Annotated in this window: 15 protein-coding genes; 14 read left to right on the forward strand and 1 reads right to left on the reverse strand. The window is 73.2% G+C overall.

Annotated features, from left to right (window positions below):
* The first annotated feature begins 21 nt into the window (after positions 1-21).
* From pafA to ACIQGZ_RS09715, 13 genes are all read left to right on the forward strand, one after another.
* A complete protein-coding gene (gene pafA, locus ACIQGZ_RS09655) occupies positions 22-1383 on the forward strand; it encodes a Pup--protein ligase (RefSeq protein WP_402600498.1) in 1362 nt (453 codons plus the stop codon).
* A 179-nt stretch (positions 1384-1562) separates the two neighbouring features.
* Positions 1563-2567, forward strand: coding sequence for an FKBP-type peptidyl-prolyl cis-trans isomerase (locus ACIQGZ_RS09660; RefSeq protein ID WP_402600499.1), 1005 nt, complete (start codon positions 1563-1565; stop codon positions 2565-2567).
* A 94-nt stretch (positions 2568-2661) separates the two neighbouring features.
* The gene (locus tag ACIQGZ_RS09665) at positions 2662-3924 is read left to right on the forward strand and encodes an FKBP-type peptidyl-prolyl cis-trans isomerase (RefSeq protein ID WP_402600500.1); all 1263 of its coding nucleotides are present in this window, start codon (positions 2662-2664) and stop codon (positions 3922-3924) included.
* An 86-nt stretch (positions 3925-4010) separates the two neighbouring features.
* On the forward strand, positions 4011-4382 hold the full coding sequence (locus ACIQGZ_RS09670) for an FKBP-type peptidyl-prolyl cis-trans isomerase (RefSeq protein ID WP_402600502.1): 372 nt from the start codon (positions 4011-4013) through the stop codon (positions 4380-4382).
* A 197-nt stretch (positions 4383-4579) separates the two neighbouring features.
* Complete coding sequence (locus tag ACIQGZ_RS09675) at positions 4580-5599, forward strand: helix-turn-helix transcriptional regulator (protein WP_402600503.1); 1020 nt, start codon at positions 4580-4582, stop codon at positions 5597-5599.
* 26 nt (positions 5600-5625) lie between these two features.
* Positions 5626-6564: a helix-turn-helix transcriptional regulator gene (locus ACIQGZ_RS09680; RefSeq protein ID WP_402600746.1), complete on the forward strand. Its 939-nt coding sequence runs from the start codon at positions 5626-5628 to the stop codon at positions 6562-6564.
* Positions 6565-6629: 65 nt separating this feature from the next.
* Complete coding sequence (locus ACIQGZ_RS09685; protein WP_402600747.1) at positions 6630-6890, forward strand: hypothetical protein; 261 nt, start codon at positions 6630-6632, stop codon at positions 6888-6890.
* 10 nt (positions 6891-6900) lie between these two features.
* Entirely contained in the window at positions 6901-7146 is a 246-nt protein-coding gene (locus ACIQGZ_RS09690) for a hypothetical protein (protein ID WP_402600505.1), read from the forward strand.
* Positions 7147-7436: 290 nt separating this feature from the next.
* Complete coding sequence (gene tatA, locus ACIQGZ_RS09695) at positions 7437-7745, forward strand: Sec-independent protein translocase subunit TatA (RefSeq protein ID WP_402600506.1); 309 nt, start codon at positions 7437-7439, stop codon at positions 7743-7745.
* A gap of 89 nt (positions 7746-7834) precedes the next feature.
* Positions 7835-8752 (forward strand): twin-arginine translocase subunit TatC, encoded by a 918-nt coding sequence (gene tatC, locus ACIQGZ_RS09700; RefSeq protein WP_402600507.1) that lies wholly within the window; start codon positions 7835-7837, stop codon positions 8750-8752.
* Positions 8753-8840: 88 nt separating this feature from the next.
* Entirely contained in the window at positions 8841-9743 is a 903-nt protein-coding gene (locus ACIQGZ_RS09705) for a diacylglycerol kinase (protein WP_402600508.1), read from the forward strand.
* Positions 9744-9822: 79 nt separating this feature from the next.
* Complete coding sequence (locus tag ACIQGZ_RS09710; protein WP_402600510.1) at positions 9823-10548, forward strand: GntR family transcriptional regulator; 726 nt, start codon at positions 9823-9825, stop codon at positions 10546-10548.
* A 268-nt stretch (positions 10549-10816) separates the two neighbouring features.
* Positions 10817-13675: a DEAD/DEAH box helicase gene (locus tag ACIQGZ_RS09715; RefSeq protein WP_402600512.1), complete on the forward strand. Its 2859-nt coding sequence runs from the start codon at positions 10817-10819 to the stop codon at positions 13673-13675.
* Positions 13676-14078: 403 nt separating this feature from the next.
* Here the strand turns inward: ACIQGZ_RS09715 and ACIQGZ_RS09720 are convergent, their stop codons facing one another.
* Complete coding sequence (locus tag ACIQGZ_RS09720) at positions 14079-15275, reverse strand: SLC13 family permease (RefSeq protein ID WP_402600514.1); 1197 nt, start codon at positions 15273-15275, stop codon at positions 14079-14081.
* A gap of 227 nt (positions 15276-15502) precedes the next feature.
* Here ACIQGZ_RS09720 and ACIQGZ_RS09725 point away from each other — a divergent pair, with 227 nt between their 5' ends.
* Positions 15503-17086 carry a discoidin domain-containing protein gene (locus tag ACIQGZ_RS09725; RefSeq protein WP_402600516.1) on the forward strand — a complete coding sequence of 528 codons (1584 nt, stop codon included), beginning with the start codon at positions 15503-15505 and terminating at the stop codon, positions 17084-17086.
* Positions 17087-17093: the final 7 nt, after the last annotated feature.

A 17093-nucleotide genomic window follows, 5' to 3' on the forward strand; every position in this document is an offset into this window, starting at 1 on the left:
CCGGAAGCGTAAAGTCCCATCATGGACCGCCGCATTTTCGGGCTGGAGAACGAGTACGGTGTCACCTGCACGTTCCGGGGGCAGCGGCGCCTGTCCCCGGACGAAGTGGCGCGCTACCTCTTCCGCCGTGTCGTCTCGTGGGGCCGCAGCAGCAATGTGTTTCTGCGTAATGGCGCCCGCCTCTATCTCGACGTGGGATCGCATCCGGAGTACGCCACTCCGGAATGCGACGACGTCACCGAACTGGTCACCCACGACAAGGCCGGGGAGCGCATCCTCGAGGGCCTGCTGGTGGACGCGGAGCGACGCCTGCACGAGGAGGGCATCGCGGGCGACGTCTACCTCTTCAAGAACAACACCGACTCCGCCGGGAACTCCTACGGCTGCCATGAGAACTACCTCGTGGCCCGGCACGGGGAGTTCTCCCGGTTGGCCGACATCCTGATCCCCTTCCTGGTCACCCGGCAGCTGATCTGCGGCGCGGGCAAGGTGCTCCAGACGCCGCGCGGCGCCGTCTACTGCGTCAGCCAGCGGGCGGAGCACATCTGGGAGGGCGTCAGCTCGGCGACCACCCGCTCCCGCCCGATCATCAACACCCGCGACGAGCCGCACGCCGACGCCGAGCGCTACCGCCGGCTGCACGTCATCGTGGGCGACTCCAACATGTCGGAGACCACCACCCTGCTCAAGGTCGGCGCCACCGACCTGGTGCTGCGCATGATCGAGGCCGGCATCGTGATGCGCGACCTCACCCTGGAGAACCCGATCCGGGCGATCCGCGAGGTCAGCCATGACCTCACCGGCCGCCGCGAGGTGCGGCTCGCCAACGGCCGGGAGGCCAGCGCCCTGGAGATCCAGGAGGAGTACTACACCAAGGCGGTGGACTTCGCCGAGCGGCGCGGCATCCGCACCGGCACCGTGGACCGGGTGCTGGACCTGTGGGGCCGCACCCTGGACGCGGTCCGCACCGAGGATCTGGGCAAGGTCGGCCAGGAGATCGACTGGGTGATGAAGTACCAGCTGATCGAGCGCTACCGGGAGAAGAACGGGATGAGCATGTCGCATCCCCGGGTGGCGCAGATCGACCTCGCCTACCACGACATCCACCGTCGCCGCGGCCTGTTCTACCTGCTCCAGAACAAGGGCCAGGCCGACCGGGTGACCACCGACCTCAAGACCTTCCAGGCCAAGTCGGTGCCCCCGCAGACCACCCGGGCCCGGCTGCGCGGCGACTTCATCCGCCGGGCGCAGGAGCAGCGCCGCGACTTCACGGTGGACTGGGTGCACCTCAAGCTCAACGACCAGGCGCAGCGCACCGTGCTGTGCAAGGACCCGTTCCGTTCGGAGGACGAGCGGGTGGAGAAGCTCATCGCCGGGATGTGAGCCGGCGACCCGCCGGGGCAGGGCCGGGCCCGCGCTCTTCGGACCGGTGATCGGATGGAATGACTGATCACCGGTCCGGCGGAGCGCGGGCCCGGCCCTGCCTCACGCGGTGCGGTGTCGGACCTATGGTCGTCCGGAGACTCTCCGACGACCATGCGTAACCGACAGTGAGGAACGCCGTGCGCCGAATCGCCGCTCTGCTCGTCCTGCCCCTCCTGGTGCTCACCGGCTGCGGCAGCGGCGGTGGCTCCAAGGCATCGAGCAGTACCTCGCCCTCCGCCCCTCCCGCGGCCACCGGCTCCGCCTCGGCGGAGCCGGTGCCCACGCCCGTCCCGTCCGCGTCGCCGATGCCCACCGTCTCCGGCGCGGCGGGCGCCAAGGCCGACATCACCGTCCCGGCGGGCAAGCCCAGCGGCAAGTTCGTGGTCTCCACGGTGACCGAGGGCAGCGGCCCGACCGTCGCCAAGTCCGACTGGGTGACGATCAACTACTCCGCCAAGGACTGGACGACCGGCAAGGAGGTCCCCAGCTCGTACGACAAGGGGCAGAAGCCGCAGCTCTACCAGGCCGGGTCCGGCCAGCTGATCCCCGCCTTCGACAGCACCGTGGTGGGCCGCAAGGTGGGCAGCCGGGTGCTGGTGGTGGCGCCCCCGGCGGCGGCCTTCGGCAGCAAGGGCAGCACCGCGCTGGGCGTCGGCCCGAGCGACACCCTGATCTTCGTGGTGGACATCCTGCACGCCGTACCGCAGGACACCGTGCTCTCCGGCGCGAGCATCCCGCCGCCGGCCGGTATGCCGCAGGTGAAGGACAACGGCAAGAAGGCGGCCACCATCACCATCCCCAAGGGCGAGGCGGCCCCCAAGGCGCTGAGGACGGCCGTGCTGATCAAGGGCACCGGGCCCAAGGTCACCTCGGGGCAGACCATCGTCGCCCAGTACACCGGGGCGCTGTGGAGCAACGGCCACATCTTCGACTCCTCCTGGGAGCACGGCGGCGCCACCGCCTTCCAGATCGGGGCCGGCGCGGTGATCGAGGGCTGGGACAAGGGCCTGGTGGGGCAGACCGTGGGCAGCAGGGTGCTGCTGGTGATCCCGCCGTCGCTGGGCTACAAGGACCAGGCGCAGGGCTCCATCCCGGCCAACTCGACGCTGGTCTTCGTCATCGACATCCTCGAAGCCGTGTAGTCCATGGCCGCCTCCCAGCCGTTTTCCCAGACAGACCTGACATACTGCTGCCGCTCTGAGCAGCAGCGAGCCAGGAACGGCGAGATGGGGAGTCATGTCTGAGAACGCGCCGGGGCCGGACGACCCCCGCACGACCAGCGATCCCGCCGCAGTGCGGCCGGACGGGGTCTTGGGTGGCACGGGCGAGTCGATAGTGGTCCAGAAGGCCGAGACCGGGCGCCGGGCGGCGCCGGCCGACGAGGAGAAGCCGGAGGTGTTCGCCTCCAGCGTGCGGCGCAAGCCGCTGTCCGAGGCCGGCTACGACCAGGCGCCCCCCCGGGTGGGCCGGCTCGGGGTGATCCTGGGCACCGTACTGGCGGTCCTGCTGGTCGGCAGCGGCATCACCCTGTGGATGGCCAACCGGTCGGATTCGGGCGACACCAAGGTGGCCGCGGCCGACGCCGACCCGGCGCCCAGCGCCTCGGCCGAGCCGACTCCCACGCAGGAGCCGGTGCCGCCGATCAAGGACACCGCCAAGGTGCTCCCGGCGGTCAGCGGCGTGGTGGGCAAGAAGGCCACCATCGACGTGCCCAAGGAGAAGCCCGACGGCACCTTCGTGGTGAAGACCCTCTCCGAGGGCACCGGCCCGGTGGTGAAGAAGAACGACTGGACCACCGTCGACTACACGGCCACCGACTGGAGCACCGGCAAGTCCATCCCCAGCTCCTACGACAAGGACGGCCGGCCGCAGATGTTCCAGGCCGGCGGGGGCCAGCTGATCCCCGCGCTGGACAGCAGCGTGGCCGGCCGCAAGGTCGGCAGCCGGGTGCTGGTGGTGGCCCCGCCGGCCGCCGCCTTCGGCGCCCAGGGCAACGAGCAGCTGGGCATCGGCGCCACGGACACCCTGCTGTTCGTGGTGGACATCGTCGGCAGCACCGACCCGGCGGCGATCGTCTCCGGCACGCCGAGCCCGGCGCCGTCCGACATGCCGCAGGTCAAGGACAACGGCAAGAAGGCCGCGGAGATCACCGTCCCCAAGGGGGTGCCCGCGCCGACCAAGCTGAAGTCCGCCGTGCTGATCAAGGGCGACGGGCCCAAGGTCACCAGCGGCCAGCAGGTGGTCGTGCAGTACACCGGCCTGCTCTACAGCAACGGCAAGAAGTTCGACTCCTCGCTGGACCGTGGCACCGCCTTCAACTTCACCACCGGCGGTGGCCAGGTCATCGAGGGCTGGGACAAGGGGCTGGTCGGCCAGACCGTGGGCAGCCGGGTCGAGCTGGTGATCCCGCCGTCGCTGGGGTACAAGGACCAGGCGCAGGGCGACATTCCGGCCAACTCGACGCTGGTCTTCGTCGTGGACATCCTGGCGGCCGGGTAAGAATGGGCGGGCGGCCGCCCGCGCGGCGCGCCGCACCGTACGTACTGACGAGCCCCGGAGCTGCCGGGGCCATGGAAAGAGGCATCGTGAGCATCGAGAAGCCGCTGGTTGACTTCCCCGGTGGCGAACCGCCGACCGACCTCCAGATCCGCGACATCTGGGAGGGCGACGGCGCCGAGGCCAAGCCCGGCAACCTCGTCGAGGTGCACTACGTGGGCGTGGCCTTCAGCACGGGCGAGGAGTTCGACGCCAGCTGGAACCGCAATGAGACCTTCCGCTTCCCGCTGGGCGGCGGCCGGGTCATCCAGGGCTGGGACCAGGGCGTCGTCGGCATGAAGGTCGGCGGCCGCCGCGAGCTGATCATCCCGGCGCGCCTGGCGTACGGCGACCAGAGCCCCACCCCCGCCATCAAGAGCGGCGAGACGCTGATCTTCGTGGTGGACCTGCTGTCGGTCTGATCCGACCCCGCAGCACCGATGCCGCCCCTGGTCCTCGGGGGCGGCATCGGCCGTCTCCGAGGACCCCGCGAGCGGCGCGCGGGGCTCCTGGGGTCCAGGTTTCGCAGCTCGCGCCGCTAACGGTACGGTCGTGGCGCCGGACGTCGCCGTCCGGTGGGCGCCCTGGCGCACCCCGCAGCACATCGGAAGGGTCCGCGATGGCTATCGCCAAGGCAGAGCGGCTGATGAACCTCGCGCTGTGCCTGATGAACACCAGGCGCCCGCTCTCCAAGAAGGAGCTGCGGGACTCCATCGAGGCCTACCGCGAGGCGTCCGCCGGCGGCAGCGAGGACGCCTTCAACCGGATGTTCGAGCGGGACAAGGACGACCTGCGGGAACTCGGCCTGATCATCGACATCGACGAGAACTCGCTGGACGGCGAGATCGGCTACGTCGCCCGCCGGGACCGCAACCGGCTGCCCGAGATCGCCCTGGACGCGGAGGAGGCCGCCGCGCTCAGCCTGGCCGCCCGGGTCTGGCAGCAGGCCAGGCTGGCCGGCGCGGCCAGCGGCGGCCTGCAGAAGCTGCGGGCGGCCGGCGTCCCCTTCGACGAGGCCGCCGCCCCGGAGCACTCCGCGCTGGAGCCGCGCATCCCGGCCCGCGAGGCCGCCTTCGAACCGCTGCTGGTCGCCGCCCGCGACCGCCGCCCGGTCTCCTTCGACTACCGCAAGGCCGGCGCCGTGCAGCCCGAGCAGCGCACCGTCGAGCCCTGGGCGCTGGAGTGCTGGCACGGCCACTGGTACGTGGCCGGCTGGGACCGCGACCGCAAGGACGTCCGGGTCTTCCGGCTCAGCCGGATCACCGGCCGGGTCCGCACCCGGGCCGGCGGGTTCACCTCCGACGTCCCCGACCACGTCGACGTACGCGAGAACGTCGCCCGCTTCGCCGGCGAGGGCGCCACCACCAGCGCCCGCATCCGGCTGCGCCGGGGCGCGGCCTTCCCGCTGCGCGCCAAGGCGCTGGCCACCGTGCCGCTGGACGCCGACTGGGACGAGCTGGAGATCCCCTACGGCTACGGCCTGGGCGCCTGGCTGGCCGAGTTCGGCGCCGATGTCGTCGTCCTCGGCCCGGACGACCTGCGCGCCGACGTGGTCGCCCGGCTGCGGGCGGTGGCCGGGCTGGACCCCGCCGCCACCGGCGCCACCTCCGAGACCCTCTCCCCGGGAGCACAGCGGTGAGCAACGCCATCGACCAGACCCGCAGGATGCTCTCCCTGGTCACCTATCTGCGCGAACGCCCGGGGGCCAGGGTGGGCGAGGTCGCCCGCGCCTTCGGCATCTCCGAGCAGGAGCTGATCGGGGACCTCAATGTGCTGCCGATGTGCGGCACCAGCTTCCGGGGCGGCGACCTGCTGGACATCGACACCGACGGCGAGCACATCTGGTGGCACAACGTCGACGACGTCGCGCAGCCGCTGCGGCTGGCCGCCGACGAGGCCACCGCGCTGCTGGTGGCGGCCCGAGCGGTGGCCGGACTGCCGGGGCTGCGCGAGCGCGACCGGCAGGCGCTCACCCGGGCCGTCGCCAAGATCGAGTCTGCGGCGGGCGAGAGCGCCCAGGGCAGCGCCCGGGTCGGGGTCACCTTCGAGGCCGAGGGCCATGTCTTCGCCGACGTGGACCGGGCGCTGTCCGAGCGCCGCCGGCTGTGGCTGCGTTACTACTCCTACGGGCGCGGCGGCATGACCGACCGTGAGGTGGACCCGATCCGGCTGGTCACCGAGGGCCACACCTATCTGGAGGGCTGGTGCCGGGTCTCCGAGGGCCGCCGGATGTTCCGGCTGGACCGGGTGGCCGACATCCGGGTGCTGGACGCCCCCGCCGACCCGCCGCCGCTGGAGCTGCGCGACCTCTCCGAGGGCCTGGTGCACCCGGCCGCCGACGACCCCGAGGTGGTCCTGGAGGTCGGCCCGGCCGGCCGCTGGGTGACCGAGTACTACACCCATGACGAGGCCGTCGAACTGCCCGACGGCGGCCTGCGCATCACCCTGCGCACCCCCGACCCCGCCGGGCTGCGCCGGCTGGCGCTGCGGCTGGGCCGCGACGGACGCATCGTCGCCCCGGCCGACCTGGCCGACCAGGCCCGCAGCACCGCGCTGGCGGCACTGGCGGCGTACGGGGCCACCGAGGCCCCCGTACCGGACTAGCCGGGCAGGGCCGACGGCGGGGACGACCAGCGGGCGGGGCTGGGCCGGCGCACGGCCCGGAGAGGATCGGTACGCGCGTGACCACGACCACGCGGTTCAAGGCGTTCTGCACGGAGTGCCGTAGCAAGGTGGAGCTGGGGGCCGAGGCGCTGCGCCTGGCCGTCGGCCGCACCCGGGAGCGCACCTTCTACAGCTTCACCTGCCCGGAGTGCGGGGCGGCGGTGCGCAAACCGGCGGGGGAGCGGATCGTGGACGCGCTGACCGGCGCCGGGGTCAGCACCATGCGGCTGCACCTGGAGCCGGGAGGCCCCGCCGCGATGCCCTAGGCTCGACGCCATGCCATGGATGATCGTCGGCGCCACCGGCCTGGCCACCGCCGGACTGCTGGTGCTGGGCTGGTTCGGATTCCGGGTCTGGCTGGCGGTACGGCGGCTCGCCCGTGAGGTGGACACCGCCTCCCGCGCGGTCGCCAAAGCCGCCGCCGACCTGGAGCGGGCCGCCGCCCCGCTGGGCGACGCCCTCGCCGCTACGTCGACCGGAGGGCGGCACCCGGCCGGTGCGGCCCCGGGCACCGCCCCGTGACCCGCCGCACCCGGCACCCGTCACAGGGCGCGCGCGCCCGGCCGCACCCCTCCGGCGCCCGTGTGGGCCTCGTGCGGGCCGCTCCGTCGCGTTACCCTCGGGGAGCGGCCCTTGAAACGCGCGGTGGGGGCCGCCGCCGTGCGGACCGCAGGGGATTGCCTCTCGTTCATTCACGCAGGCTACGATCGCCCGCAGGAGTGGACGCGGACCAGTCGGCCCGTCTGACCCGCACCGCGACAGAACCGGTGCACGGACCCTCGAACGCCGCCTCGGTGAGAAGGTAGTCGCATATGTTTGGCAGGCTCGGAGCCCCCGAGATCATCCTCATCCTCGTGGTCGTCGTGCTGCTGTTCGGTGCGAAGCGGCTTCCCGACATGGCCCGGTCCCTCGGCCAGTCGCTGCGCATCCTGAAGAGCGAGACCAAGGCCATGAAGAGCGACTTCACGGCTGCCGCCGCCGAGCAGCCGGCCGACGCCGCTCCGGCCGCCGCGCCCAAGACCATCCAGGCGGCCCCCGGTGACTCGGCCACCGCCCGCCCGGTCGGCGAGCCCGCCGCCGCGCCGCAGGACGCCGCGCCGCGGGACGCCGCCAGGCACTGACCCGCCGGCACGGCGCAGCACGCGCTGCCGTACCACCAGCAGAACCGCGGGCGGGACGCCACGCCCCCCGCACGAGCCGAGGACCGGGGTTGCTGAAGTCCGCCCAGACACCGAAGGACCCCGAGGGGCGCATGTCCCTCGGGGACCACCTTCGTGAGTTGCGCAACCGCCTGATGAAGGCAGTCGGTGCCATCCTGGTGGTCACCATCGTCGCGGCCTTCTTCTACCGCGACCTGATCGACTTCCTGATCCACCCGCTCGACGGGTGCAGCGCCAAGATGAACGGCGCCACCGGCGGCGAGAAGTGCATCATCGCCGTCACCAACCTGCTGTCGCCGTTCGGCCTGGCCATCAAGGTCTCGCTGACGGCCGGCCTGATCGGCGCCAGCCCGGTCTGGCTGTACCAGCTCTGGGCGTTCGTCGCGCCGGGTCTGCACCGGCACGAGAAGAAGTACAGCCTCGCCTTCCTCGGCCTCGGCATCCCGCTCTTCCTCGGCGGCGCCTGGTTCGCGTACACCATCCTGCCGACCACGGTCGCCACCCTGCAGTCCTTCACCCCGCACAACGCGACCAACATCCAGAACGTCGACGACTTCCTCAACATCGCCACCCGGATGGTCATCGTCTTCGGCCTCTCCTTCGAGCTGCCGCTGATCCTGATCATGCTCAACTTCGGCGGGGTGCTCAGCGCCCGCCGGATGGCCGGCTGGTGGCGCGGCATGGTCATGGGGATCACCGTCTTCACCGCCGTCGCGACCCCCACCACCGACCCGGTGAGCATGCTGCTGCTGGCGGGCCCGATCGTGCTGCTGTACGTCATGGCCTGCGTGGTCGCCTGGTTGAACGACCGCCGCCGGGCCCGGGTGCGCGCCGCCGACCCCAACTCCTCGCTCAGCGACGAGGAGGCGTCCCAGCTGGACCTCACACCGGCCGCCGTGGACGCGGCCGAGCCGATCGGCGCCGCGGCGGAGCCGGAGCGCGTCCAGCAGCTGGACGACATCACCTGAGCCACCCGGCGGGCCGCCCCGCCGCCCGCGACGCCCCGGCAGGCAGCCCGCCCGCCGGGGCGTCCGGCGTCTCCGGTAGGTTGCGCCCGTGCACGGAGAGATCGTTCTGCTGGTCAACCCGACCGCCGGGCGCGGCCGGGGCGCCCGCGCGGCCGCACCGGCCGCCGCCGCACTGCGCGCGGCCGGGCTCACCGTGCGGCAGCTCGCCGGCCGGGACGGCCCGCACGCCCTGGAACTGGCCCGGGAGGCAGTGCGCGGCGGCGCGCGGGCCCTGGTGGCGGTCGGCGGGGACGGCATGGTCGGGCTGGCGCTCCAGGCGGTGGCCGGCTCCGCCGTACCGCTCGGGGTGATACCCGCCGGCACCGGCAATGACTTCGCCCGTGCCCTCCGCCTGCCGACGGCCGACCCGGCGGCGGCCGGCCGCCTCGCGGCCCGGGTGCTCGGCGGCGGCGCCGGGCGCGCCGTCGACCTGGGCCGGGTGGCCTCGGCGGCGGGGGAGCGCTGGTTCGGCACCGTACTGGCCTGCGGGCTGGACTCCCGGGTCAACGACCGGGCCAACCGGATGAGCCGGCCCGGCGGGCGGCTGCGCTATGACGTGGCGCTGCTGGCCGAGCTGGCGGCGCTGCGGCCCATCCGCTACCGGCTGGTGCTGGACGGGGTGGTCCACGACCTGGACGCCACCCTGATCGCGGTCGGCAACGCCCCTTCCTACGGCGGCGGGATGCGGATCTGCCCCGGCGCCCGGCTGGACGACGGCCGCTTCGACGTCACGGTGGTCGCCCCGTGCAGCCGCACCCGGCTGCTCACGGTCTTCCCCCGCGTCTACCGGGGCACCCATGTCGGCCACCCGCTGGTCTCGGTGCACCGCGCGGCCTCGGTGCGGCTGGAAGCCCCCGACCTGGCCGGATACGCCGACGGCGAGCGGATCGGGCTGCTGCCGCTCTCGGCCGAGGCGGTGCCGGGGGCGGTCCGGGTGCTGGCCGAGGGCTGACCGGCGGGACGGTGACTGGTCTGGACCGCGAACGGCGGCCTTGTACGCTGTTGCCTCGCGGACCCCGGGAGGCACGGCCATGGCGGACCCTGGACGGCGCCCTGCCGTCGCGGTGCAGGAGCGGCTGCGTGACCAGGTCGCGCGCTCGCTGCGCGCCGCGCTGGCCGCCGGTGAGCTGCGGCCCGGCGGTGTGTACTCGGCGCCCGCGCTGGCGGCCGAGTACGGCGTCTCCGCGACCCCCGTCCGCGAGGCCATGCTCGACCTGGCCCGCGAGGGCCTGGTGGAACCGGTACGCAACAAGGGCTTCCGGATCACCGAGCCGACCGACCGCGACCGCGCCGAACTGGCCGAACTCCGGGCCCTGCTCGAAGTGCCCATCGCCGGCCGGCTCGCCCGCGCCGCCAGCCGCGACCAGCTGGCCGCGCTGCGGCCGCTCGCCCTGGCGGTGGTCGCCGCCGCCGAGCAGGGCGACGCCGCCGGCTGCCTGGAGGCGGACCGCCGCTTCCACGCGGCGCTGCTCGGCCTGACCGGAAACCGCCACCTGGTGGAGGTCGCCGGGGAGCTGCGCAGGCGCTCCGGTACGGCCGCCGAACCGGGCGCCGGCCACTGCGGCGAACTGCTCGCCGTCGCCCGGGAGCACCTGGAGCTGCTGGACCTGATGGCGGCCGGCGACGCGGCCGGGGCCGAGCACTGCATGCGCCGCCACCTGGACCGCGAACCCGTCGCCACCGCCCCCCGCCCGCCGAGCGGCCCGCGCGTCCCGCAGCCGAGCGGCCCGCGCCCGGCCCGCCGACCGCCGAGGTAGCCCGCGCCGGGGCCGCCGCCCGCTCCGGCACCGCACCGGGCCGCGCCGCCGATGATCGGATCAACGGATCAGCGGCGAAAACTGTGCCATCGATGTCGGTCCCGGCGGGTAACCTCAGCCTTGAGATGCTCCTTCACCACACCGACCACACTTGCTGCGCCCCGGCGCCGGCCCCGGCCGACGCGGCCCCGCAGCCGCAGGCGTCGCCGCATGCGCTCCCGCCCTCCCGCTGCGGGCAGCACCCCTACGGGAAGAAGAGGTGACGCCGATGAGCAGCGCCATCCCCAGCGGTCCGCAGAGCCCTGCGGAGACCGACCCGGAGACCCTGTCACCCGCCGAGCGCTACGCCGACGCCAAGCGCCGCGCCCGGGAGCAGGCCACCGCGCTCCACGAGTTCCGCCAGCTCTACGACTTCCCGCTCGACCCCTTCCAGGTCGACGCCTGCCAGGCGCTGGAGGGCGGCGAGGGCGTCCTGGTCGCCGCCCCCACCGGCTCCGGCAAGACCATCGTCGGTGAGTTCGCCGTCCACCTCGCGCTGCGCGAGGGCCGCAAGTGCTTCTACACCACGCCGATCAAGGCGCTGTCCAACCAGAAGTACGCCGACCTGGTCAAGCGCTACGGCGCGGCCAAGGTCGGCCTGCTGACCGGCGACAACACCGTCAACGGCGACGCCCCGGTGGTGGTGATGACCACCGAGGTGCTGCGCAACATGCTCTACGCGGGCTCGCAGACCCTCAGCGGCCTCGCCTATGTGGTCATGGACGAGGTGCACTACCTCGCGGACCGCTTCCGGGGCGCGGTCTGGGAGGAGGTCATCATCCACCTCCCGGAGTCGGTCACCCTGGTCTCGCTCTCCGCGACCGTCTCCAACGCCGAGGAGTTCGGCGACTGGCTGGACACCGTACGCGGCGGCACCAGGGTCATCGTCTCCGAGCACCGGCCGGTGCCGCTCTGGCAGCACGTGCTGGCCGGGAACCGGATGTACGACCTGTTCACCACCGAGCGGCGCGGCGGCTCCGGCCGCCGCGAGCCCCGGCCGCCGTCCAAGGACGTCAACCCGGAGCTGGTCCGGCTGGCCCGCGCCGAGCAGGACCGCAGGGGCGACCGCTTCGCCCGGGGCCGGGGCCGCTCCCAGCCCAGCGGCCGGCCCGGCCGCGCCTGGACGCCCAGCCGGGTCGAGGTGATCGACCGCCTGGACGCCGAGGGGCTGCTGCCCGCCATCACCTTCATCTTCAGCCGGGCCGGCTGCGAGGCCGCCGTCCAGCAGTGCCTGGCCTCCGGGCTGCGGCTCAACAACGACGCCGACCGGGCCAGGGTGCGCACCCTGGTCGAGGCCCGCACCGCCGCCATCCCCGACGAGGACCTGCACGTCCTCGGCTACTTCGAGTTCCTGGACGCACTGGAGCGCGGCATCGCCGCCCACCACGCGGGCATGCTGCCGACCTTCAAGGAGGTGGTGGAGGAGCTGTTCGTGCAGGGCCTGGTGAAGGCCGTCTTCGCCACCGAGACGCTGGCGCTCGGCATCAACATGCCGGCCCGCTCCGTGGTGATGGAGAAGCTCGTCAAGTGGAACGGCGAGTCGCACGCCGACATCACCCCCGGCGAGTACACCCAGCTCACCGGCCGCGCCGGCCGCCGGGGCATCGACGTCGAGGGCCACGCGGTGGTGCTCTGGCAGCGCACCCTGGACCCGGCCGCGCTCGCCGGACTGGCCGGCACCCGGACGTACCCGCTGAAGTCCTCCTTCAAGCCGTCGTACAACATGGCGGTCAACCTGGTCTCCCAGTTCGGCCGGCACACCTCACGCGAGCTGCTGGAGACCTCCTTCGCGCAGTTCCAGGCGGACCGCTCGGTGGTCGGCATCGCCCGCCAGGTGCAGCGCAACGAGGAGGGCCTTGAGGGCTACCGCGAGGCGATGACCTGCCACCTCGGGGACTTCGACGAGTACGCGGCGCTGCGCCGGGCGCTCAAGGACCGGGAGAACGAGCTGGCCAAGGAGGGCACCGCCCAGCGGCGCGCCTCCGCCATCGACGCACTGGAGAAGCTGCGCCCCGGCGATGTCATCCACGTCCCGGCGGGCAAGTTCGCCGGGCTCGCCCTGGTGCTGGACCCGGGCCTGCCGCCGCAGGGCAGGGGCGGCCACCGCCCCGAGTTCCAGGAGGGCCCGCGCCCGATGGTGCTCACCGCCGAGCGGCAGGTCAAACGGTTGGCGATGATCGACTTCCCGGTGCCGGTGGAGGCGGTCGACCGGCTGCGCATCCCCAAGTCGTTCAACCCGCGCAGCCCGCAGTCCCGCCGCGACCTGGCCTCCGCACTGCGTACCAAGGCAGGGCACCTGGAGCCGGAGCGCCACCGCCGGGGCCGGGCCGCCGCCGCCGACGACCCGGAGATCACCCGGCTCCGCGCCGAGCTGCGGCAGCACCCCTGCCACGGCTGCGACCAGCGGGAGGACCACGCCCGCTGGGCCGAGCGGTACTACCGCCTGGAGCGGGACACCGGCCAGCTGGAGCGCCGGATGCGCTCCCGCACCCACACCATCGCCCGCACCTTCGACCGGGTCTGCGGCCTGCTCACCGACCTGGGCTATCTGCGCGGCGACACCGTCACCGACGACGGCAAGCGGCTGGCCCGGCTCTACGGCGAACTGGACCTGCTGGCGGCGGAGTGCATCCGGGAGGGCGTCTGGCGGGACCTCACCCCGGCCGAGCTGGCCGCCTGCGCCTCCGCGCTGGTGTACGAGGCCCGGCAGGCGGACGACGCGGTGGCGCCCCGGGTGCCAGAGGGCGGCTGCAAGCAGGCGCTGGGCGAGATGATCCGCCTCTGGGGCCACCTGGACGCGCTGGAGGAGCAGCACCGGCTGGCCAACGCCGAGGGCGTGGGCCAGCGGGAGCCCGACCTGGGCTTCGCCTGGGCCGCCTTCCGCTGGGCGTCCGGGCAGGGGCTGGACTCGGTGCTGCGGGACGCGGACATGCCGGCCGGGGATTTCGTCCGCTGGACCAAGCAGCTGATCGACGTGCTCGGGCAGATCCAGGACGCGGCGGGCGAGGACCAGGACCTCCGCAAGACGGCCCGCAAGGCCGTCGACAGCCTCCGCCGCGGCGTCATCGCCTACTCCTCCGTCGGCTGACCGGCCCGCCAGGGGCGCGACCGACCACTCCGGTGGAGCGCTCAGGTCGGCGGGTCGGCCCGTCAGGGGCGCGAGGAACTGCGCGAGCAACCGACCACTTTCGTAGAGCGCTCAGGACGGTGGGTCGGCCCCGTCAGGGGCGCGGGGAACTGCGCGAGCAACCGACCACTTTCGTAGAGCGCCGCGCTTACGGTCGGCCGTGTCCTCGGGTGGTGCATGGTTGATCGGCTGCGCGGGTGTCCCCTGCGGGGTGGTTGTTCGCGCAGTTCCTCGCGCCCCTGGGGTGGGTGGGTGGTTGTTGGGGGTGCGCGGGTGTCCCCTGTGGGGTGGTTGTTCGCGCAGTTCCTCGCGCCCCTGGGATCGCCGTGGGGGGTGGCGCGGTTTCTCGCGTCCCTGGGCGGGGTCAGGTGGTCCAGGCGAGGGCGGCGGTGGCGGTGGTGACGGCCGTGGTGGCGAGGAGGGCGCTGGTGAGGGTGAAGCGGCCCAGCGGGACCCGTACCCCCTGGGCCCGGCACCGTTCGAACCAGAGCAGCATGGCCAGCGACGCCCACGGCGTGACCAGCGCGCCCGTGTTGGTGCCGATCAGCAGCGCCAGCAGCTGTGAGTGCCCGCCGCCCCCCGGCAGCGCGGACTCGCCCGCCAGATAGGCCGGCAGGTTGTTGATCACGTTGGAGAGCCCGGCGCCCACCCCCGCCGTACGCAGCAGCCCCGGCAGCCCGTGGCCGCCGCCCAGCAGCGTGCCCAGCAGGCTCCCCAGCCCGTGCACCCGCAGCGTCTCCACCACCAGGAAGAGCCCGGGGACGAAGGCCAGCAGCCGCCACGGCACCAGCCCCGGCCGCAGCACCCCGGGCCGCCGTACCGCGAACGCCGCCACCGCCAGCCCCGCCGCCACCGAGGACGCCGCCCACAGCGGCACCTTCAGCAGCAGCACCGCCGCCAGGAAGGCGCCGCAGGTCACCCCGCAGGTCCGGTACAGCACCGGGTCGGCGGGCCGCCGCACCGGCGGCACCCGGTACCGGTCGGCACTCCGCCGCCCCCGCCGCCAGTAGCACAGCCACAGGCAGGCCATGGTCGCGGCCAGTGCCGCGAGCTGCGGCGCCCACATCTGCCCGGCCAGCCCGGTGGGGGAGAGCGACACCCGCTCCGCCGCCAGCAGATTGGTGAGGTTGGAGACCGGCAGCAGCAGGCTGGCGGTGTTGGCCAGCCACACCGTGGTCATCGCCAGCGGCAGCGGCGCGGCCCCGACCCGTTCCGCGAGCGCCAGCATCACCGGGGTGAGCAGCACCGCCGTGGTGTCCAGGTTGAGCACGGCGGTGGTGAGTGCGGCGAGCCCGAAGCAGAGCAGGAAGAGGCCGCCGAAGCTGCCCCGGGCGGCGCGGGCGGTGCGGATGGCCAGTACGTCGAACACCTCGGCCTGCGAGGTCAGCTCGGCCAGCACGATGACGGTGGCCAGGAACGGCAGCAGGGGGGCGATCCGGTGCAGCACGTCCGCCGCCGGACCGGTGGGCAGCAGCCCGGAGGCCACGCACAGCAGGCCGCAGAGCAGCAGGACCGCCGCCACCAGGTCGAGGGGATGCAGCCGTCGCAGCAGGGGAGGCACGGGCCAAGGCTCGCACAGCGCGGCCCCTCGCCGCGCAGCCCGGCCCACTGCCAGGACTTTACGAGCGGATGAAAGGGTTTCTGCGTGTCCCGGTCAATTTTTTGCGCCAAGTCATGGACTCGCTGCGGTGGGCCTCGTAGTCTCTGGTCGCGGCCGGACCGAGCCCCGCGTCAGCCGGCCGTGTACGGGACGTGCCCCCCACACACCGTCTGAAAGGACGTGGGCTTGTGACGCACTCGTCTCCACACCGCCGCAGCCGCCCGATCGAGCAGCAGCAAGGCGGTACGGCCGCGCCCGGCAGGCGGCGGTTCCTCCAGTTCGGCGCGGCGGCCGTCGTCGCCGCGAGCACGGGATGGACGGCCACCCGGGCGGCCACCCCGGCGCGGGCCGCGACCCCGCCCGCTCCCTCCACCGATGTGCACTTCTTCTACTACCCCTGGTACGGGACCCCGGCGTTCAACGGGAGTTGGCGGCACTGGCCGCAGGGCGACCACCAGCCGCCCAACGAGATCTCCTCCAACTTCTACCCGGCGCTCGGCCCGTACGACTCCGGTGACCTGTCGGGAGCGGTCGCCCAGCACATGGCGTGGGTCCGCCAGGCCGGTGTCGGGGTGATCGTCACCAGCTGGTGGGGGCAGGGCAGTTACGAGGACCAGCGGGTGTCGGGGCTGCTCTCCGTCGCCGCGCAGTACGGCGTCAAGGTGGCGTGGCACCTGGAGCCGTACACCGGCCGGACGGCGGCCTCGACCGTCTCCGACATCCGCTACATCAACTCCCGGTACGGCTCGAGCCCCGCCTTCCACCGGGACGCCAAGCACGGCAACCGTCCGGTCTTCTACATCTTCGACAGCCTCGACATCGCCGACTGGTCCGCCCTGGACCAGGTGAACGGCGACAACCTGATCCTCACCCAGACCACCGACTGCTCCAAGGTCACCCACTTCGGCGGCATGTACAACTACGCCGTCGGCACCGACTTCACCGGCTGGAAGGGCATCGCGGACTGGTGCCGGGCCAACGGCAAGGTGTGGGCGCCCTCGGTCGGCCCCGGCTACATCGACGACCGCGCGGTCCCCGGCAACACCACCCCGACGCTGACGCGGGCGGACGGCGCTACCTATGACCTGATCTGGTCCAGCGCCCTGGCGCCGGAGAACGGCGGGCCGCCCACCTGGGTCTCGATCACCTCGTTCAACGAGTGGCACGAGGGCACGATGATCGAGCCCGCCACCGGCACGCCACCGGCCGGTGTCGGCTACCAGACGTACGAGGGCGCCTACGGCAGGACCGGAGCCGCCGCCACGACCGCCTATCTCGACCGCACCCTGTACTGGGTCAACCGGTTCACCGGCGGCGGCACCCCCACCGCGCCGCCCACCACCCCGCCCGCCAACCCCGACCTGGCGCTGCATCGCAACGCCACCGCCGGCAGCACCACCCAGAACTACGGGCCGGGCAACGCGGTCGACGGCAACGCCGACACCTACTGGGAGAGCGCCAACAACGCCTTCCCGCAGTGGTGGCAGGTCGACCTCGGCGCCGCCCAGCAGGTGTCCCGGCTGGTGCTGCGGCTCCCGCCGGCCACCGCCTGGGGCACCCGCACCCAGACCGTCGCCGTGCAGGCCGGCAGCGACGGCAGCAACTGGACCACGGTCAAGGCCGCCGCCGGCTACACCTTCAACCCAGCCGGCGGCAACACCGTGACCGTCGCGCTGCCGCCGACCACCGCCCGCTACCTGCGGCTGGTCTTCACCGGTAACACCGGGTGGCCCGCCGGCCAGCTCTCCCAGTTCGAGGCGTACGCGACCTGAGCACGCC

Source organism: Streptomyces sp. NPDC092296, from assembly GCF_044755465.1.
Classification (GTDB): domain Bacteria; phylum Actinomycetota; class Actinomycetes; order Streptomycetales; family Streptomycetaceae; genus Peterkaempfera.

Bases quoted from the DNA above. Each gene is read 5' to 3' on its own strand.
- ACIQGZ_RS09710 (WP_402600510.1), top strand. From the start codon at position 9,823: ATGGCGGACCCTGGACGGCGCCCTGCCGTCGCGGTGCAGGAGCGGCTG.
- ACIQGZ_RS09715 (WP_402600512.1), top strand. From the start codon at position 10,817: ATGAGCAGCGCCATCCCCAGCGGTCCGCAGAGCCCTGCGGAGACCGAC.
- ACIQGZ_RS09680 (WP_402600746.1), top strand. From the start codon at position 5,626: ATGCTCTCCCTGGTCACCTATCTGCGCGAACGCCCGGGGGCCAGGGTG.
- pafA (WP_402600498.1), top strand. From the start codon at position 22: ATGGACCGCCGCATTTTCGGGCTGGAGAACGAGTACGGTGTCACCTGC.
- ACIQGZ_RS09665 (WP_402600500.1), top strand. From the start codon at position 2,662: ATGTCTGAGAACGCGCCGGGGCCGGACGACCCCCGCACGACCAGCGAT.
- ACIQGZ_RS09690 (WP_402600505.1), top strand. From the start codon at position 6,901: ATGCCATGGATGATCGTCGGCGCCACCGGCCTGGCCACCGCCGGACTG.
- tatA (WP_402600506.1), top strand. From the start codon at position 7,437: ATGTTTGGCAGGCTCGGAGCCCCCGAGATCATCCTCATCCTCGTGGTC.
- ACIQGZ_RS09675 (WP_402600503.1), top strand. From the start codon at position 4,580: ATGGCTATCGCCAAGGCAGAGCGGCTGATGAACCTCGCGCTGTGCCTG.